The sequence below is a fragment of the Maribacter luteus genome, assembly GCF_009674825.1.
GTDB classification, from domain to species: domain Bacteria; phylum Bacteroidota; class Bacteroidia; order Flavobacteriales; family Flavobacteriaceae; genus Maribacter_A; species Maribacter_A luteus.
In genome coordinates, this window is the sequence record NZ_WKJH01000006.1 from 104,704 (window position 1) to 123,262 (window position 18,559).

Annotated in this window: 21 protein-coding genes; 10 read left to right on the forward strand and 11 right to left on the reverse strand. The window is 38.6% G+C overall.

Annotation, left to right across the window (positions count from 1 at the left end; translation table 11 throughout):
• The first annotated feature begins 72 nt into the window (after nucleotides 1-72).
• Together pta and GJ691_RS09850 are read left to right on the forward strand one after the other, a co-directional pair.
• Nucleotides 73-2,163: a phosphate acetyltransferase gene (gene pta, locus GJ691_RS09845; protein WP_154366375.1), complete on the forward strand. Its 2,091-nt coding sequence runs from the start codon at nucleotides 73-75 to the stop codon at nucleotides 2,161-2,163.
• A gap of 17 nt (nucleotides 2,164-2,180) precedes the next feature.
• On the forward strand, nucleotides 2,181-3,368 hold the full coding sequence (locus GJ691_RS09850) for an acetate/propionate family kinase (protein WP_154366378.1): 1,188 nt from the start codon (nucleotides 2,181-2,183) through the stop codon (nucleotides 3,366-3,368).
• A 49-nt stretch (nucleotides 3,369-3,417) separates the two neighbouring features.
• Here the strand turns inward: GJ691_RS09850 and GJ691_RS09855 are convergent, their stop codons facing one another.
• Nucleotides 3,418-3,786, reverse strand: coding sequence for a hypothetical protein (locus GJ691_RS09855; RefSeq protein WP_154366380.1), 369 nt, complete (start codon nucleotides 3,784-3,786; stop codon nucleotides 3,418-3,420).
• Between the two features lie 190 nt (nucleotides 3,787-3,976).
• Between GJ691_RS09855 and GJ691_RS09860 the strand changes: the two genes are divergently transcribed.
• From GJ691_RS09860 to GJ691_RS09875, 4 genes are all read left to right on the forward strand, one after another.
• The gene (locus GJ691_RS09860) at nucleotides 3,977-4,306 is read left to right on the forward strand and encodes a YtxH domain-containing protein (RefSeq protein ID WP_154366382.1); all 330 of its coding nucleotides are present in this window, start codon (nucleotides 3,977-3,979) and stop codon (nucleotides 4,304-4,306) included.
• Between the two features lie 6 nt (nucleotides 4,307-4,312).
• Nucleotides 4,313-4,657: a phage holin family protein gene (locus tag GJ691_RS09865; RefSeq protein ID WP_154366384.1), complete on the forward strand. Its 345-nt coding sequence runs from the start codon at nucleotides 4,313-4,315 to the stop codon at nucleotides 4,655-4,657.
• A gap of 106 nt (nucleotides 4,658-4,763) precedes the next feature.
• Nucleotides 4,764-4,973 carry a DUF6327 family protein gene (locus GJ691_RS09870; protein ID WP_154366386.1) on the forward strand — a complete coding sequence of 70 codons (210 nt, stop codon included), beginning with the start codon at nucleotides 4,764-4,766 and terminating at the stop codon, nucleotides 4,971-4,973.
• Between the two features lie 127 nt (nucleotides 4,974-5,100).
• A complete protein-coding gene (locus tag GJ691_RS09875) occupies nucleotides 5,101-5,901 on the forward strand; it encodes a patatin-like phospholipase family protein (protein ID WP_154366388.1) in 801 nt (266 codons plus the stop codon).
• Nucleotides 5,902-5,979: 78 nt separating this feature from the next.
• On the opposite strand, the gene GJ691_RS09880 is transcribed toward GJ691_RS09875, so the two are convergent.
• A complete protein-coding gene (locus GJ691_RS09880; RefSeq protein WP_154366389.1) occupies nucleotides 5,980-6,447 on the reverse strand; it encodes an Hsp20/alpha crystallin family protein in 468 nt (155 codons plus the stop codon).
• A 182-nt stretch (nucleotides 6,448-6,629) separates the two neighbouring features.
• Between GJ691_RS09880 and GJ691_RS09885 the strand changes: the two genes are divergently transcribed.
• Entirely contained in the window at nucleotides 6,630-7,331 is a 702-nt protein-coding gene (locus GJ691_RS09885; protein WP_154366392.1) for an RNA polymerase sigma factor, read from the forward strand.
• Nucleotides 7,332-7,708: 377 nt separating this feature from the next.
• Nucleotides 7,709-8,200, forward strand: a complete 492-nt coding sequence (locus GJ691_RS09890; protein WP_154366394.1) for a Dps family protein — start codon at nucleotides 7,709-7,711, stop codon at nucleotides 8,198-8,200.
• A gap of 274 nt (nucleotides 8,201-8,474) precedes the next feature.
• Here the strand turns inward: GJ691_RS09890 and GJ691_RS09895 are convergent, their stop codons facing one another.
• From GJ691_RS09895 to GJ691_RS09935, 9 genes are all read right to left on the reverse strand, one after another.
• Entirely contained in the window at nucleotides 8,475-9,506 is a 1,032-nt protein-coding gene (locus GJ691_RS09895; RefSeq protein WP_154366396.1) for a helix-turn-helix domain-containing protein, read from the reverse strand.
• A 233-nt stretch (nucleotides 9,507-9,739) separates the two neighbouring features.
• On the reverse strand, nucleotides 9,740-12,304 hold the full coding sequence (locus GJ691_RS09900; protein WP_154366398.1) for an ATP-binding protein: 2,565 nt from the start codon (nucleotides 12,302-12,304) through the stop codon (nucleotides 9,740-9,742).
• 155 nt (nucleotides 12,305-12,459) lie between these two features.
• On the reverse strand, nucleotides 12,460-12,906 hold the full coding sequence (locus GJ691_RS09905; protein ID WP_154366401.1) for a response regulator: 447 nt from the start codon (nucleotides 12,904-12,906) through the stop codon (nucleotides 12,460-12,462).
• Nucleotides 12,907-12,921: 15 nt separating this feature from the next.
• Entirely contained in the window at nucleotides 12,922-13,482 is a 561-nt protein-coding gene (locus GJ691_RS09910) for a helix-turn-helix domain-containing protein (RefSeq protein WP_154366403.1), read from the reverse strand.
• A gap of 264 nt (nucleotides 13,483-13,746) precedes the next feature.
• Nucleotides 13,747-14,196, reverse strand: a complete 450-nt coding sequence (locus GJ691_RS09915; RefSeq protein ID WP_154366405.1) for a ferritin-like domain-containing protein — start codon at nucleotides 14,194-14,196, stop codon at nucleotides 13,747-13,749.
• A gap of 178 nt (nucleotides 14,197-14,374) precedes the next feature.
• Nucleotides 14,375-15,250 carry a mechanosensitive ion channel family protein gene (locus GJ691_RS09920; RefSeq protein WP_154366408.1) on the reverse strand — a complete coding sequence of 292 codons (876 nt, stop codon included), beginning with the start codon at nucleotides 15,248-15,250 and terminating at the stop codon, nucleotides 14,375-14,377.
• A gap of 97 nt (nucleotides 15,251-15,347) precedes the next feature.
• Nucleotides 15,348-15,554 carry a DUF6327 family protein gene (locus tag GJ691_RS09925; RefSeq protein WP_154366410.1) on the reverse strand — a complete coding sequence of 69 codons (207 nt, stop codon included), beginning with the start codon at nucleotides 15,552-15,554 and terminating at the stop codon, nucleotides 15,348-15,350.
• Nucleotides 15,554-15,901 carry a hypothetical protein gene (locus GJ691_RS09930; RefSeq protein ID WP_154366412.1) on the reverse strand — a complete coding sequence of 116 codons (348 nt, stop codon included), beginning with the start codon at nucleotides 15,899-15,901 and terminating at the stop codon, nucleotides 15,554-15,556. The genes GJ691_RS09925 and GJ691_RS09930 overlap by 1 nt, the downstream gene beginning before the upstream one ends.
• The gene (locus GJ691_RS09935) at nucleotides 15,901-16,233 is read right to left on the reverse strand and encodes a YtxH domain-containing protein (RefSeq protein WP_154366414.1); all 333 of its coding nucleotides are present in this window, start codon (nucleotides 16,231-16,233) and stop codon (nucleotides 15,901-15,903) included. The genes GJ691_RS09930 and GJ691_RS09935 overlap by 1 nt, the downstream gene beginning before the upstream one ends.
• Before the next feature lie 241 nt (nucleotides 16,234-16,474).
• Here GJ691_RS09935 and GJ691_RS09940 point away from each other — a divergent pair, with 241 nt between their 5' ends.
• Complete coding sequence (locus GJ691_RS09940; protein WP_154366416.1) at nucleotides 16,475-17,347, forward strand: hypothetical protein; 873 nt, start codon at nucleotides 16,475-16,477, stop codon at nucleotides 17,345-17,347.
• Between the two features lie 103 nt (nucleotides 17,348-17,450).
• Complete coding sequence (locus tag GJ691_RS09945) at nucleotides 17,451-18,467, forward strand: S66 peptidase family protein (RefSeq protein WP_154366418.1); 1,017 nt, start codon at nucleotides 17,451-17,453, stop codon at nucleotides 18,465-18,467.
• Nucleotides 18,468-18,559: the final 92 nt, after the last annotated feature.

Consider the following 18,559-nt stretch of genomic DNA (forward strand, 5'->3'; position numbering starts at 1 on the left):
ACATAATAAATAAGGTAAATTTCTTTAAAGGTTAGAGAAATCTTAAATTTGCCATAAATTTTATCATTGCTAATGAGCAAAGCGATTTATATTGCCACTACGGAGCCAAATAGTGGTAAATCAGTAGTTTCCTTAGGTTTAATGCAAATGCTTCTAGGGAAAGCGGCAAAAGTAGGTTATTTCAGACCTATTATAGATGACTATCCCAACGGGGCCAAAGACAATCATATTACAACGGTGATTTCCTATTTTAATATTCCCATGGAATATGAGGATGCCTATGCCCTTACCCGGAGTCAGGTAAATGAAAAGAACAATAAGAACAAAGAAGACGAAGTTCTCGATACGATCATTGAGAAGTACAAGGCAATTGAAAAACGCTTTGATTTCGTTCTCGTTGAAGGTACCGATTTTTCCAGTGAAGGTTCGATCACCGAATGGGATATAAACGTTCTTATGGCCAAAAACCTTGGTATACCCACCATCATTTTGGCGAGCGGCGTTGGTAAGACCTTAGGTAAGTTGGTGAACAATCTTTATATGGCCTATGATTCTTTTAAGGATAAAGGTGTCGAGGTACTTATGGTGGTTGCCAATAAGGTGCAACCAGAAAATATTGAGATCGTCAGAAAAGGCCTTAAAGCCCAATTGCCGGATAATGTTCTGATAGGAGTGGTTCCTATGAACCCTGTTTTAAGAAACCCGACCATAAAGGAAATTGTTGAGGTGTTGGATGGGGAAGTGCTTTTCGGCGAAGAATATTTAAATAACCAAGCCGGTCATTTTGGGGTCGGGGCCATGCAGCTTCGAAACTATTTGACCCATTTGAAAAAAGATGGACTGGTAATTACACCAGGGGATAGGGCAGATATAATCCTTGGGGCGCTACAGGCAAACCTATCGGCGAATTATCCGAATGTTTCTGGTGTTATATTAACCGGAAACTTGGTGCCAGAGGATTCAATAATTAAATTGATCGAAGGTTTATCGGATATCGTTCCTATAGTTTCGGTAAACCAAGGTACATTTTCGATTACCAACAAGATAGGTGCCATTAAACCACGTATCTATGCGGAGAATTTACAGAAAATAACCGCTTCTATCAATGATTTTTCCAAACACGTTCCCGAAGAAGAGCTTGCTGAAAGGTTGATAACCTTTAAGGCAAAGGGTATTTCTCCCCGAATGTTCCAATACAACTTGTTGAGCAGGGCAAAATCGGATATTAAACATATTGTACTGGCAGAAGGTCTTGATGAACGTATATTGAATGCCACAAAACTTTTGGTAGATTCAAATGCCGTTAAGATCACCTTGATTGGGGATCCAGAAAAGATAAAAGAGAAGGTTTCCCAAATGGACCTGGATTTGGATTTAAAAAAGGTCAATATAGAAGATCCGACTTCATCAGAACATTTTAATGAATATGCAGAAGAGCTTTATAGGCTTAGAAAGCATAAAGGGGTTAATTTGGCCATGGCAGAGGATTTAATGGAAGATGTTTCCCACTTTGGCACCATGATGGTGCATAAAGGCCATGCCGATGGTATGGTGTCAGGAGCCGTGCATACCACAAAACAAACCATTCTTCCTGCATTGCAGTTGATCAAGACCCGCCCGGATGTATCGGTCGTTTCTTCGGTCTTTTTCATGTGTTTGGAGAATCGGGTAACAGTATATGGGGATTGCGCCATTAACCCTAACCCTACCGCGGAACAATTGGCAGAGATTGCAATTTCCTCCGCAGAGACCAGTACTGCTTTCGGTATAGAACCGAAGATTGCCATGCTTTCATATTCATCAGGGGATTCAGGTGTAGGGGAAGATGTGGATCGTGTGCGTAGGGCTACCAAAATAGCGAAAGAAAGACATCCTGAACTAATACTTGAAGGTCCTATTCAGTATGATGCGGCAGTTGATGCCAAGGTAGGTAAGGTTAAATTACCGGACTCCAAGGTAGCAGGTGAAGCCACCGTATTTATTTTTCCAGATCTGAATACAGGTAACAATACGTATAAAGCCGTTCAAAGGGAAACAGGGGCATTGGCCATTGGTCCGGTTTTACAAGGACTCAATAAACCTGTAAACGATTTGAGTAGGGGATGCACCGTAGACGATATTTTCAATACGGTGATCATAACGGCCATACAAGCACAAGATTAATCCAGTAAAAAATAATAATGAAAGTTTTAATATTGAATTCGGGAAGTTCATCGATTAAATTTCAATTGATTGAAATGCCCGAAGAAAGAGTGATCTGTTCTGGACTTGTGGAAAGAATCGGGTTGAACGATGCCGTAATTACCTATAAAACGGATGTGGATAAATATACGCAGACCCTAGCCATTGAGAACCACCATGTTGGTTTGGAAATGGTCGCTGCATATATCATGGATCCAGAAAAAGGGGTTGTAAAGGATGCGAGTGAAATTGAAGCCGTAGGCCATAGGGTGGTTCACGGTGGCGATGCGTTCTCGGATACCACACTCATAACCTCAGAAGTAAAAGATAAAATAAAGCAATTCGAGAATTTGGCACCGTTGCACAATCCCCATAACTTAAAGGGTATTGAAATTGCAGAGGATATTTTTCCAAAAGCGAAACAGATTGCGGTTTTTGATACGGCCTTTTTCCAGACCATTCCCGTAATGGCCCGTAAATATGCCATACCAAATAAATTCTATTCGGAGCATGATATAAAAATGTACGGCTTTCATGGTACCAGTCATAAGTATGTGAGTGAAAAAGCCAAAGAATATTTAAAATCTTCTACACGAAATATCATTTCCGTTCACCTCGGTAATGGCTGCAGTATTACCGCATTGAAAGATGGCAAAAGTATTGATCATAGCCTCGGATTCGCACCGAGTAACGGTCTGATCATGGGGTCACGAAGTGGTGATATAGACCATTCCTTGATTTTTTACTTGGTAAATGACCTAGGGTACGATTTAGATACGGTAAATAAAATGCTTATCAATGAGAGTGGTATGTTGGGCCTTACCGGTTATAGTGACCTAAGGGATATTGAAGCCGAGGCAGAGAAAGGAAATAAAGAATGTCAACTGGCACTGGATATGAATGTTTACCGAATCAAAAAATATATTGGTTCATATGTAGCGGCTCTTAACGGTTTGGATGCCATTATATTCACTGCTGGTATAGGTGAGAATTCTGACTATATCAGAGGCCATGTGTGTAAGGATATGGATTATTTCGGCATTGCGTTGGATGAAACCAAAAATGGGGTAAGATCAAAGGAAATTCGTGAAATAAACTTGCCTACTTCAAAGGTTAAGGTTTTGGTTATACCTACCAATGAAGAACTTGAGATTGCCAAACAGAGTTATGAACTACTCCATTCTTAAGTAGCTTTATTTTTTATTCCGTAAAATACCTAAATACCCCCATGAAGGTTCAATTACTTCCTTTGGGGGTATTTTTATTGCTTCTTCCACGGTTGGCATTGTGCTCTTCGTGATATTTACGAATATTCTCTTCTTGATAATTTTTTACGCGTTCGTACCTGTGACGTGTCAAGTCTATGTTCCTATATCTGGGAGGTAGTTCCCTACGCCTCACCCAGACTCCACCATCCAAGTACAGGTATGTTTGGGCCGATAGGTCATAATAAACGCTGAATTCAGGAAAATAAACATAACGTACGACCTCTAAACGATTGGGGTAAAACCAATTGGGGGGACGATAATTTGGCCTTGATGAAATTACTACAGGGCCACAACTGAACATAAACAACAGTCCTAACAAAATGCTTAACTTTTTCATGATATTTACTTTTCTACCTTAAAATAAATCCATGTAGGGTTAAGAAGTAATGATCTACATCATTTAGATGTAAAATCCCATGAGCAGTGGGCCAAAGAAGCCTGTCAGAATGATTTAAATCATTCCGATTTGATAAATGGAGCCCTACATTCGTTATCGTAATTCAATATTCACCTTAAATATTTTAATCATGACAAACGATAGTGGAAACATCATGTTGGCCTTATTGACAGGAGCTGCGATAGGAGCAGGGTTTGGAATACTTTATGCACCTGATAAGGGTACTAAAACCCGTGAGAAAATAAGAGAAAAAGCTTTGGATACCACACACGAAATTACCGAACGTGTTACCCATGCCAAAGACGAACTGACTAAAACCGCCAACGAGAAAAAGGTTGAGTTCGAACAAAAGTTAGAGGACACTTTATCCAATATGAGTTATAAGGCCGATGATATCATCGCGACCTTGGAACGTAAGTTAGAAGAATTGAAAAAGAAAAATGCACAACTTCAGAAATAACGCCATATGGGTTTTGATGATTTAAAGAAGGATCTAATAGAGGCCGATGTCGATATTAGGTCCTATCTAGAGAACAGCGAGGAATATTTTAAACTGAAAATATTCAAGGCCCTAATGCGGGCGGTAACTTCATTTACCCATTTTTTTCTTTTAGGGGCCCTTTTGGTAATGGGTCTGTTTTTTATTTCCCTGGCACTTTCTTATGTAATCGGTGATGCAATGGGAAATACACTTTACGGCTTTTTCATTGTTGGTGCTTTTTATCTGGTGGTTGCTGTGTTATGCTATATTTTCAGGGGAAGGTTGGATCGCCCCTTACTCCGAAAATTCTCTAGATATTATTTTGAATAAAGTCAAAAGTACCCTATTTGGTATTCGATACCCAAGAAGGTTTCAATAGCAGTGAAATGGGTATATCGATACGTTGTGGTAAATCATGAATTAAGAGTTTGAACAGATGAAGGAATACAGGTCTTTTACAGAAATAGATAGGCAATTGAAAATATTGAACCTTCAAAGGGAGATAGATTTGGAACACTTTAAATTAAGCCTGAATCGATTTAGAACCGATTTATATCCTACACAATTATTGGGAGGGTTCAAAGGGATAATACAAAAAACCGTGATTACATTTATTTTACAGAAGTTGCGAAAAATAAGGCGGTAGAAATTCGTCGGTTATCCATATACTCCCGCACCTTTCACAATTTAGATTCAAATACAATTGTAAAACTATTGACTTTCAATTTTTACAGCCGTATATTTAGTCTCTTGGCTAAATAAATGGTTATGATATGAATATTGGATTGGCGCTATCCGGAGGCGGTGTTCGAGGGATTGCCCACATCGGCGTAATAAAAGCACTGGAAGAACACGGTATTTCTCCCAATTATATTGCCGGGACAAGTGCTGGGGCCATAGTGGGAGCTCTATATGCCAATGGTAATTCCTGTAAAGAGATACTCGATTTCTTTAAATTGACCGATGTTTTCAGCATCAACAAATTTGCCCTTGGTAAACCCGGGATCATAGATACCGAGAAGTTGTATGATAGTTTTAAGGTGATTTTAGGGACCGATGATTTCCATGTCCTGAAAAGACATTTATATATAACCGCAACCAATATTATCGACGGTACGTTACATATTTTCAATGAAGGTGAGCTTATTAGACCAATTTTGGCCTCAGCCGCATTTCCTGCAGTATTTACTCCAATTCAAATAGGGGAAGACCATTTTATAGATGGCGGAACTTTGAATAATTTTCCCGTTGATCTGATTACGGAACAATGTGACAAGATCATTGGGGTTTACGTGAATCCGTTCGAGAAGAAAAACATTAAAGACCTAAAACATTCTTTCAGCGTTCTGGACAGGGCCTACAAGATACGATCGGCCCATGATTCCATATCAAAGTTCAAAGATTGCAGTGTGGTGATCAGTCCTAGGGAATTGAAGAAAGTAGGTACTTTTACCGTAAGGGATATGGATGCCGTATTCAATTTGGGTTATGAGGCGGCCATGGCCAAATTAACCAAGGAAAAGGTAGCTGAGATTCTTGGGGAATGGAAAGATCCCCGTGATGGTAAAAAATAAAACCCCTAATCCCATTTACTATAATACATGGACGCTTTTAGATTGGGAAAAGGGGCGTGATAGAAACAATCGTTGAAACTATCCTATTTCAACAACTTTAGGTTTGTGTTTTTTGGCAACCTCCTTTTTGTCGAGTTTAAAGCTTAAAATACCATCATTGTATTTCGCTTTAATTTCTTCATCCTTCACATTCTCTGGTAATTGTAGTGATCTTTCGAAGGCATTGTAACTAAATTCCCGACGGGTATAATTATCTTTTTCTTCTTCGTCTTCGGAAGTTTTTTCCGCAGAAATGTTCAAACAGCCATCATCAATGGTAATATTGAAATCTTTTTTGTCAAAACCGGGCGCTGCCAGTTCTATTTCATAATGGCCTTTATTTTCCTTTATGTTAAGGGCTGGTTCCCCTTTTCTTCCATTCCAAAAATCATCATTTATTAATCCTTGGTTCCAAAATCCCTTGTCGAAAAAATCCTCCATATCAAAGAAATCAGAGGTAACTAGATTTCGAAAAGGTCTCTTTTTGTTGAATTTTACTAGTGACATAATACTTTTTTAGGTTAAACATTCATTTGAACACAAAATTAATGGTGATAGGGAAGGTAAGGAATGATGTGGGTCAGTCGCACAAGGTTTTTCAATACTGATCTTTATCATTTTATTCGGTGATAAATGATGGTAGATTTAAGAAAGTGAAAAATGATTGTTAATTTCTAAAACAGCACATCATGATAGTAAAACAATTGGCCCAGCATAAAGAAGAGAACGATTTTGAGCAGTTCTATACTAAAATATCGACCTTGGAACCCGATTTAAAAAAATTTATGTCAAGAAGTTTAAAGGCTGCAGAGAACCAGGCCGCTGTTGACAGGGGGTTCTATAACGCAGATGAACTCTTAGATGAGATTTACCTTGAGGTTTTTAAGGAGTTCGCGGATTATATGGATGCAGATAAATTAAAAACCATTCTTTTCTCAAAAGCCATCCAGAAAATCGAGGAAAAAAAGATCATAGAACAGGAAACCCCAGAGTATGTAAGTACGGAGAAAATGCTTAAGGACGAGATGAATGCCTTGGATGAAAAATTTACCACACAGGCAGATGGAGATTTGATATTGAACACCGAACTTGATGACATCTCGTATAAGCAAACCATGGAGCGTCCGAATAAATTGATTTTGGATACTACCTTGGAAGAACAATTGATCAAGAAGTTGGATATTGACGATTCCCTTTTACCTTCAATGGAAAGACGTACCACTTTTGGTGCCCTATTCAATAATATTCCTCCAAGAAGTAAGTCCGTTTTAGAGCTGTTCGCCTTTGGTAACCGTAGTGAGCGTGAAATTTCTGAAATTTTGGAAGTGCCCGAAACCATTGTGATCAGTACGGTTAGGAAGCTTAAAGAACGATTTAGGCTTATAGAATAGATTTGTTGGGCCTTGTGCCAGGGTTTATAGATTTGACGTTCCGAAAATAAAAAAGGGAGGCCCCACGCCTCCCTTTTTAACTTTATAGATCCTCTTCCCCAAGAGGATCCTTATCACATACTCATAAGACAAATGTATAGGTCTTCCCAAGTTGGGGGTAACGTTATAACATTGAAAATTGCCACAATCGATTAAAACGGTTTTTAAAATTATTCACAAGTGATAGCTATTCTTCTTTCCCTTCAATAATGAAAATTCAGGGTCGGTAAAATTTGGTGAATCCCATGGATTTTATTTAGGTCAATTATAAAATCCATAACGTCAATGGCTAAGGGAGTTTACTTCTAAATTTGGGTATAACCTTAAAAATAAATATTATGCAAAGTACAGAAACCGCCATTGGCATTAAAAAAGACAATAGAAAAGAAGTAGTGAAAATGTTGAAGCAGCTACTTTCAGATGAGTATATCATGTATACCAAGTATAGAAACGCTCATTGGAACGTTGAGGGTCATGATTTTCATAGTAAGCATGTCTTTTTTGAACAAGAATATGGCAAGTTAGAGAATACGATAGATGAAGTCGCTGAACGTATACGAATGCTGGGTTTTTATGCCCCAGGAAGTATGCAACAGTTTTTGGAGCTATCCGAACTAAAGGAAAACGGACCCACATCAAACGATAGTATAAGTTTTATGGAGGTGTTATTGGAAGATCATAATACTATTATCAAATTCATTAGGGAAAGTATAGGGGAGAATGCCGAAGCGCACAATGATGAAGGTACGGCAGATTTCATAACCGCTATAATGCAAATGCACGAGCAAATGGCCTGGATGCTGCGCTCTTCATTAAAAACCTTTTCATAGTCTAAAGCTTATCATTACAAAAAAAAACAGCATCAAGGAATTTTCCTTGCTGCTGTTTTTTTACCCATACTCTTTTTAATTTATTATAGCCGTTAAGTTGATAATGGTATAGCGGTATATCCTAATTTCAATGGGCACTGGGCCTTTTAATCATGATGAACGCCTACTCAACCAGTATTCTTTTTCTGACCTTTGTGTTTAGATGTAGAACATGTATGTAAAAAAAAAATCCGTCGGTGAGACGGATTTTTTTTGATTTTGCTTGAATGATTTATTATGCCGATAAAGCGATTTCGTTTTGATTGTCTTGATAGTATTTTGGACTACAATTATACTTTTCCTTGAATATTTTGGAAAAATAGCTTCTACTGGTCAATCCTATGGTGTAAACGATTTCCGAAATATTTAGGTCCGTAGTACGGATTAGGTTTTCGGCTGTTTCTATACGTACGTTTCTTATATAATCAGAAACGGTTCTATTGTGTAATAATTTAAAACCTTCCTGCAACTTGGCGGGTGACATCCCTGCTTTTTTGCTCAATCCCTTCATACTGTATTTTCGCTCGGGATAGTTTTGGATAAAATCTGACAACTCTTTAACCATTTCCATTTCATTCTTACTTAATGACCCGGTCTCATTCGATAAACTTCTTACATCTTCTTTATGTTGTTGCACTTCCAGGGCCAGCATTAAGTGTACTATCCCTTTTACCAGAAGCCTCCTGACTATACCTCGTTGCTTTATGGCTTGTAACTTTTCCATTTTTTCGGTTATTTTTAAATTATAAGAACCGACGTAGGCAAAAATTTCTTTTCCATCTTTGGGCATAAAGGTTTCCAAAAGTTGTTTCTGCAAAAGGTTTATATTATGGTCCAGTCTTCCATTTTCATGGGTGTCAACGGAAATATATGAAAACCGGATGCGTTGCTCTTTCTTGAAGAACAATGCCGTATCCCTACTAGGGTCACAAGCAAAAATGCCGGTTTGAAATTGGTTAAGATTCCTTTTAGTCCCTTTTAGGTCAAAGCTATGTTGCATTTGCCCTTGGGCACAATACAGAAAATAAATAGGATTGGTATTTGGGGTATGGTTAAGAATAGTGGTATCCTGATTAAAAGTAATATCGTATTCCAAGAAAGAAATGGTCTCGTTGACTTCGATCCCGGTAATCTCGCCCTGTACCAAGTCATTGTCAAGGCTCAAATTATATTCTTTAGGAAGACTTTTCAATTCTCCCCCAAAATCCGATTGTAACTGCTTAAAGGTTTCTTCAATGCTGTTTGTTTTGAGTTCTGTGATTTTCATGGCGTTGTTTTTTAAGGGTTCCTGATTCTTTAATCAATTTGTTGATACAAAGTTCGTCATCGACCCCGCTTTTGCCGTTATACAATTATTGCATTCTGTTATATAATTATCGGAAATACCTAAACAAAAAGTTAAATTCTTTTCTTTTAGGCCTGTTTAAGGGGCAATATAAGGAGGCTTATAAAAGTCAATAGAGGTAGGTGGAGTGTTGTTTTATATGAATTGCACCGGTTTCATGCAGGCAGATACACGCGAAAAGTAGTTCCTTTGCCCAATTCACTAGTAGCACCGATATAACCATCGTGGTTTTCTGCGATTTTTTTGCAAATGGCCAGCCCTATTCCCGTACCCGAGTATTCATCACGTTGATGTAAGCGCTCAAAAAGCCCGAATATTTTTTCGGCATGTGCATTGTCAAAACCAATCCCGTTGTCGGTCACTGAAAGTTTGTAGTAGTTTTTGCTTTTCTTATCAAAGTCTTCCCGAATTTTATTTCGTGGTATTTTTTTACAGTCGATCAATATCTTCGCAGGTTCTGATGTGCTTCGGTATTTTATGGCATTTGATATAAGGTTGTTCAATAGTTGATCCATTTGAAAAGGTATGGCATTTATCCTTGGAAGCTGGTTCACATTTATTTGCACCCCGGTTTCGTTAATGCGTTCTTCAAGATCGGCGAGTACTTCATTGGCTATATCATTTAAGGATACTTTTTTAAATTCGTCCTTGGTTTTGTTAAGACGGGAATAGGCCAATAAGTACTTAATCAGTGTTTGCATGCGGTTTGCGGCCTTGCTCACTTTTTCAAAATAGATCTTTCCTTTTTCCGAGAGGCGGTCTTGTTCAGCTTCTGAAATGCGTGAAACGAACAATTGTATTTTACGCATGGGTTCTTGAAGGTCATGGCTGGCCACTCGGTTGAACGATTGTAATTCTGCATTGGACCGTTCCAATGCCTCGTTTTTGTTCCTTAATTCCTGTTCGGCCAAAATATTCTGGGTAACATCCTGGACTACACCGAGCGATACCGGTCTTCCCATTCGCTGGGTACTTCTTCCGTTCAATGACAAATGCTTAACCTTGCCATCTTTGGCGATGATCCTGTACGAATGCACATTGGAAGATCCTTTTTCGGTGGTTTCCGAACCTAACCGATCATAAGCTTCCAGGTCATCGGGATGAACAAAATCTCGATACCCTTTAAAAGTAACTTTGAACGAATCGGGTTCGTGGCCAAGAATACGATAAAAATTATCGGAAATTAACGCTTCTCCCGTGTCTAGATACCAGACATAACTACCGATGTCCGCCACACCTTCCGCATCTTTGAATATGGAGTTCTGAACGGATAGTTGATCGTTCAAAAACTGTAGTCGTTCCGATTTGGATTTTTCTTCTGTAATGTCCCGGGTAGTTACGGTAACCCCATCATTCAACTTCCTTGCGGTTGCTTGGAACCACTTGGTCGTTCCGTCTTTTTCAAAATGGGTCTCATAATCTACCTGTTCCCCTTTCTCGATACAGGCGACCAGATTTTCAAAGACCTTGTTCTTGAAGATAGTGGGGAATATTTCCGATGCCTTCTTATGTTTTATTTCAACAGGAATGTCCCCTGTAACATTGTTAATGGCATCATTTACGAACAAAAGCTCAAAATCTATGATGGCCCCTTTGTCATCACGTACAGATTTTAAGTGCATCACCACATTGGATATACTTTTTAAGATGTTACCCAAAAAGGCACGGTTCTCCATTAACTCAAGGTTTCGTTTTTCTAGAAGTTTTTTTGAAATGGATAGGTTGTCCAGAGCGATCTTTTCCGCTGTGGTATCGCGTGAGGTGATCAATATACCCTTGTTCAGTTTTGTTGTAGTGGTATCGTACCAAAACCTTTTATCCCCAAAATCGTACTGTTTTTCAAAATTTTGGTTCTCGTCTTTTTCTATACATGTAACAAAATGCTCAAAAACACCATTTTCAAAATGTTGGGGGAAAGCTTTTGATAACAATTCGGTATCTCTTGGGCGTGTTGATTTCTCTAACACATCTTTTATGTTCTTATGATGATAGGCCATATTAAAATCAATGATCTTGCCCGATTGATCACGAACAGGCTCAAAATAACTGATGACATTTTTTGAAGTCTCCAAAATACTCTCCAAAAAATTCTGTGTTCTTTGGGTTTCTTTACGTTCATTGTTTAGTCGCCAAAACGCGATTAAAAAGATGCATAGGGCGAAAATCCCTAATAAAAGAGACATTAAAGGGGTAAGGAAGGCATTTGATTCGTATGTTTCCTTATGTTTTTTCAATAAGAGTTCTTCTTCATTCAACATCATCATTTTAACCTTTCTCAGTTCTTTCATCCTTTTACTAAAATCGTTCACGAGTGAACTTTCTATGCTGAGGTTGTCCGGGGAGTATGTTATTTTAGGTAGAAGGTCGTACAGTTCTGTTTGGATCACTTTTACCTTTTGAAGGTTTTGTTGGTTGATCGGGCTTGCGGAAGTTAATTCGGTCAATCGCTCAAAAGTGTTCGCAATACTGTCTTTTTGATTATCAAGATAACCTTCGGCAAGAGGGGTTTTACGAAGGTTGGTCTCGTATGCCATGGACTGCATTGCCGTGTATTGGGAGAACAAGGTGTTTATCTCATTCTCAAGATCAAGGGTGCGGGCTACCATTTCGGAAGATTCCCCCAATTGAATTATTTGGCGATACGTAGTGCTCCCGATGAACGTAAGAATGGCCACGGAAAAAATTAAGAGTGCAATGAAAACTTTGGATGACTTGCCCAAACCTTGATGTATTTTTAATGATTCGATACCTTAACTGCTAAGTTACGTAATGTTAGGGGCTTCTGGTAAACATTGTCTTTCATCAAAAGCAATCGGGGTAAGGATTTAATCTTTAGCGTTAAAAATTGATGTGATTCTATAATTAAGGATAAGGTTTATAGGCGAAGTAGAAAATTATCCCTGTTCAAGGCAGAAGTATGGTATTGCCAATTTAATCGTAGTACTTTGTCCACGGCTTTTTTCAATGCCCCGAAACTATTCGGCTTATTGATATAAATATTGGCACCATTTATAAAAGTTTCCTCAATATCCTGTTCTGAGGATGAGGTTGAGTAAATAGCAACGCAAAGGTGTGAAAGTGCTTTGTGCTGGCGAATTTCCTGTAAACACTGCATACCGTTTTTAACCGGCATGTTCAAATCTAAAAAAATGATCTCAGGAAGTTTGGTACTTGGATGGCCAAGATAATCCATCAATTGTTTTCCATCGGGAAAAAGGGAAAGTTCGGTCTTTATTTCTATTTCGTTAATAGCCTCTTCAAAAAGCATTCTGTCATCGGCATCGTCATCGGCCAACACTATGTTCATTTTGTTCAACGCCATTTTAGCAATGCATGATTATGGTGTAATTCCCTTTTCTTTCCGTTTTTTTATTATTCTCTGAAAAGATGAAGGGGTTAGACCAGTTGTTTTTTTGAATTGTGCGGACAGATGGGCTACACTGCTGTAATTTAACCTATGCGCAATTTCGGTCAAGGTAAGGTTTTTATCCATAATCAAATGCTTTACCACATCGATTTTTTTAAGGATGATGAAATTCTCAATCGAGGAATGGGTTACCTCCGAAAAAACGGAGGATAAGTGTGCGTAAGAATAGTTCAAGGTCTCTGATAAATAGGTAGATATGTTATATTTTCCAGCCTTGTCACTATCGTTTACCAACGTGGTGATGGCGTCTTTGATTCGTTGTACTAGGACATTTTGGGGGTTGTCCAATATTTCAATACCGTATTTTTCCAAAGCCTTCCGAAGTTCGTTTTTATGGTCGGCGCTAAGGTTGTCGCTGAACTTTATCTCACCTAAGGAATGTATGGTATATGCTACGCCCAATTTATCCAATTGCTCTTTTAGAATGGTCTTACAGATCGTATGGTAGTCGAATTTTATATTCAGTGTCATAGCTCAACGATATTTCATTTCAATTTCCATAATGCTCCGAGCTTTATTTGTTGCAATTTCCGGTTTCTGATCAATAGGGGGCTTTTGACCTCGAATACCCGTAAAGAAATAAAAAATATAATATTTTCCGCAATTATAAGGTAATAAACGTAATATCAAAACACCAGATACAGTTCAAAAAGGTGAAAAGGATGGCTTGGGTGGATGTTTTGCATAAAAAAAGGATGCCAACAGGCATCCTTTTTCTTTATTCGCGGGGGAATCTTAACTTAAATCCTCCAAGGTTTTAATATTGTTCAGGTCAAAGATGATCTGACTCAATTGTTTTCTAAGCAATATGGCCGTGGTAGGCGGTAAGCTGGTGTCTTCCAAAACTTCCTTGTAATCGGATACAGCCGCTTTTTCGCCACGTATCGATTCTTCTAGCATGGCTTCGGCATCGTCTGTAGAAAAGAAGGCCTTAGTGTCCATCCACGCCCGGTGTATGGCTCCGGTGATACTTCCGCTATTTTCGGCATCTTCCCCGAATTGCTCTATTTCTGATTTTAAGGTAAGGCCAAAATCATGGCGCTCTTTACTCCTTTTTTGAAAATAAGGTTTAAGCAATGGATGGTTCGTGTTTTCTGCCGCTTTTTTATATCCTTTTTCGGCATCGTTTAATTTTTCTAAAAGATCGTTCAGTTTTTCTGAAATAGTTTCTGTGTAAGTACTCATATTTTGTTTTTTTAGATTATCAAGGTATTTTTTGAGATGGGTCCTATGTAACATCTTTGGTTTGCCATTGTTATAGTCTTGTTCTGGTAATGTGACTATAGTATTAAGATTCTTTTTCAATTAACTTCTTCTTGTTCCGTTATCCAGGAAGAAAGAAGAAATGAAGGATTTTAACCCTTTATTCGGCCGTGATTTCAATAGGTTTAGGGAAATCCAAAGTGCGAATGGGGAAAGGTATGTTTATATCGTTGGCATCAAAAGCCTTCTTAATTGCGATAATGGCATTAGTCTTCGCCTTAAGGACTTCAAGTCCGGAGGTGGAATTGATCCAAAACCGTGTTTGAAAGTTGATGGAACTGTCACCAAATCCGGTATACAGGAAAATAACCTCATTCGTGGTCTCAACCGCCTCAAAATTTTCAACTATTGTTTTGATAACAAGTTCCCGAACAAATTCAAGGTCTGAGGAATAGCCCACACCACACTCTAGTATAACCCTGGATTGTGCGGTGGAGGAAAAGTTCTTAATGGGGTTTTCCAATACCAATTTATTGGGAATATAGACCAGATTGTTATCGATTTCCTTAATGGTCACCGAGCGAAGGTCAATATCCACGATTTCACCAGAGTAGTTGTTGGTTTGTATCCAATCCCCGAATTTCAAGTGTTTTATATAGGATAAGACGATTCCGGAATAGGTGTTTGCCAAAGCACCTTGTAAAGCTAGTCCCACTGCTAACCCGGCCACTCCGGCACCGGTAAGGATGGTGTTCAAGGTTTTGCTCAGATCCAGGATTCCCAAAATCAAAAACAGCCCCAATAAAATTACGAATACCGAAACCAACCTCGATATAACCTGCCTCATAGAAGGTTGTAATTTGCTTTTGCCCAATAATTTGAGCGTTAGTTTGCTAATATATTTAGATAGGATTATGGCCATAATGAACACCATGATCGCGATGATGATATTCGGTAGATTAATTATCAATTGGTCTACCCATCCTTCAATACGGTCGATCATTTTTTTCCAGGCTTCACCTATTTTTAAATTCATGGGTTGTATTTGTTTGTTTTATTATGAAGTATTTTTTTTAATAGTAGGATGACATTATCCCATATTCATGGGCATTCCGGCAATTGGTAATCTATATTCAGCGCAACATCTTTTTCAGTAGTAATAGGGCTCCGTATTTTTTCACCCCCTTGAATAGGGTCGCGATCCAATTGATCGGTTGCAGGTCTTCTTTGATCTGATGTTTGGTCAGCTTCAACTCTTCCATTTGTATTTTTCGCTCTAGATTCAAAGTTTGGAGTTCCAATTTAATTTCCTTTAAGGAGTTGTAGGGTCTTTTGTCCATTAGTCAAAAAAGTTTTCTGAGAGTTTAACGATTATCAATTTTTCAATTCGTTTCCTTGCCAAGTAAATTATACCGATTAGGGCAAAGAACACTACGGAGACTACGAGGTATCCTAAGGCTGCGTTATCAAAATAATCACCGATCGCCGATGCGCCTGCAACCGCTAAGAAGATGAGGCCCAAGATGCAAAGGCCAAAATAGACGGCCAGTTTGCACCCTGTAACCGAAAGGAGCGCCAGTTGCTGAAATACTTTAAGTTCGTAGTATTTCTTGGTGGTCTTTATATAGGCCTCTCCTTTATCCACGGCGGCAGTACTGGTGTTGTCCAATGCTTCGATAATACCCATTACGATGTTTTCTGTAATTTTTTGTTCTTTGTTTTAAGGTCTGCCAATTTTTTTTCCAAGGTGGTAATGACATCCTCGGTCTTATGGCTTACGTCTGAGACGATGTTTTCCAATTGGTGGTCTAGGGTCTCGCGTTTAGAGGCCACCGTACTGGCTGCTTTGTCCCTAAGATCCATGGTAGATTCCGCGATAGAATCCCTAGTGGCTTCCGCTTGTTCCGCTATTCTTTTTCGTGTTACCGAGCCTTTGTCGGGAGCAAAAAGAATTCCTAATGCGGCTCCTATTGCTGTTCCGGCCAAGACGCCCAATAATGTATTTCCATTGTCGTTCATATGATAATTTTTAAAGGTTAATACTCGATTTTCTTACTGCAAATATCCCCCGACATGCTGGATTCGATTGACGCAATACGACAAATTGTTGCCGTGGAAAATTGAGGCCTGCTAAAAAAAGAAAGGAAGCGGGATGTTTTTTATGGGTTTTCGGAGTCGAAAATTTTAAGAACGGATTACTTCTAAAAGGGAATTGTAGTAACTTGTAGCAACATATAATTGTGGTTAAACATTTAGAAATTTGAGTTCTGCCGGACATATTTTAGACATGATTAAGCGTTTAGGGCAAAACAGGTCTTTACGCGCATCTAACCGGCTAAAATTTAAAGGAGATAATAGAGAAACCATCTATAGCGGAACTGACAAGCATAATAAAGCGATATTTAAAGAGTTTCCAAAAGAACAAGTTGAGCAAGCTGTCAATCAAATAAAACAAGATTCAAAAGTAAAACGTAGAAAGGAATTAACTTTCTTAATTTCCATCATTAGTGTTACAAGTATCTTAATGATTTATTGGATCATATCTTCAACGGATTATTCAAAAAAGCCACAAGTTAAAGATATTGTCTTAAGTCCACCAAAAATATGGAGTGGTAAACAGTCCGATCCACTCAAAGTGCCGTTTTCAAATTATTTTTATTCTCCATTTACAGTGAATATGGAATTTGAAGTTCAAATAGACAAAAGTTATACCATGTATGATAATGACATGGTGGTTGACAATACAATAAATATCCTTTTTTTTGATAACGAGTGTAATTTTATTGGAAAACTTCTTCCAAAAAATGGATATATTTCATGGATGTTCGTCGGGCCAACTAAAGAGGGCTTAGGTCCAAAAAAAGTTCTCTATTCTTTATCAGAAATGGACACTAACAATGATGGATTTATCAATGAAAATGACCGTCCTAATTTATATATGTCAGAATTGAACGGTAAGAACTTGACAAGAATAACGGAACTAGGATTGAGCAGCATTCAATGGGTGGGCAAAGGGAATGAGATTCAAATAAAATTCAACCACGCAAAAGAAAGTAATGATAGTCTGTATGGTATCTTTAACACGGAAACGAAGGAAATAAAATTTACTAATACCCCATTTCAATCGGAATAAATCGTAGCCTATTAAAACCCGAGTCCAGTTCATTATGGTAAATCCATATTTTTTTGTTTACTTGAATCATTTTTTAGGTTAACCGGTTTCAAAATATATCCTCATGAAAAGAAGACCCTTTATCAAAAGCATTGCAATAGGCACAACGGCCATTTTTGCTACTTCCAATCTTAAAGCCAATACAACAAATACAGATAGAAAAGAGAAAACGATCAAACCTGAAAGACTTACTAAAGGCGATACCGTAACCTTAATCGCCCCAGGAGGTCCGGTGAATGACGAAAAGATAGAATTATCAGTAAAGAATCTTGAGGCTTTAGGGCTTAAAGTAAAACTCGCGAAAAATGTTAGGGCCAAAAGAGGCTATATGGCCGGGACCGATGCACAAAGGCTTGCAGACCTGCACAATGCCTTTCGGGACACAGACACAAAGGCCATTTGGTGTGTTCGGGGAGGTGATGGTTGCAATAGGTTGTTACCTCTTATCGATTATGGCTTGGTTAAGGAAAACCCGAAAATCTTGATCGGTTTTAGTGATATTACGGCCTTATTGAACGCCATATACCGTAAAACCGGATTGGTTGGTCTTCATGGCCCTATCGGCGCCTGGGATTTTACCGATTTTAATAAAGAACATGTCAATGCGATCGTGTTCGATGGAGGGGCGGGCCATAGCATTGACGGTACCGAAAAAACGATAACCCTTGCTGAAGGGAAGGCAACCGGAAAATTAATCGGCGGTAACCTTAGTTTGTTGGCTGCCTTGGCCGGAACGGGTTATGATAACGACTTTAAGGATAAAATAGTTTTTATTGAGGATGTTGGAGAAAAACCACGCAAGGTCGATAGAATGTTGACCCAACTTCGGCAAGCGAATAACCTTAAAAAGGCGAGTGGTATCATTTTGGGTGAATTTGCCGATTGTAATCCAGGGGAAGGCGATGTTTCTCTGAGCTTGATAGAGACATTGAAAGATCGGTTGTTAGACTTGAACATTCCTATTTTATATGATTTTCCATTTGGTCACGACAATAATTTATGCACATTGCCCGTGGGTATCGAAATAGAACTCGATGCTTCCAATAAAAGGGTAACGCTGAAAGAAAACGCTACCCTATAATTTTTCCCATACGATTTAGGGCGTAGTTCCCCAACCTTTGATAACCTTTCGCTGTTTTGTTAAACTGTATGGTTTGTGAAGGGGTAAAGGGA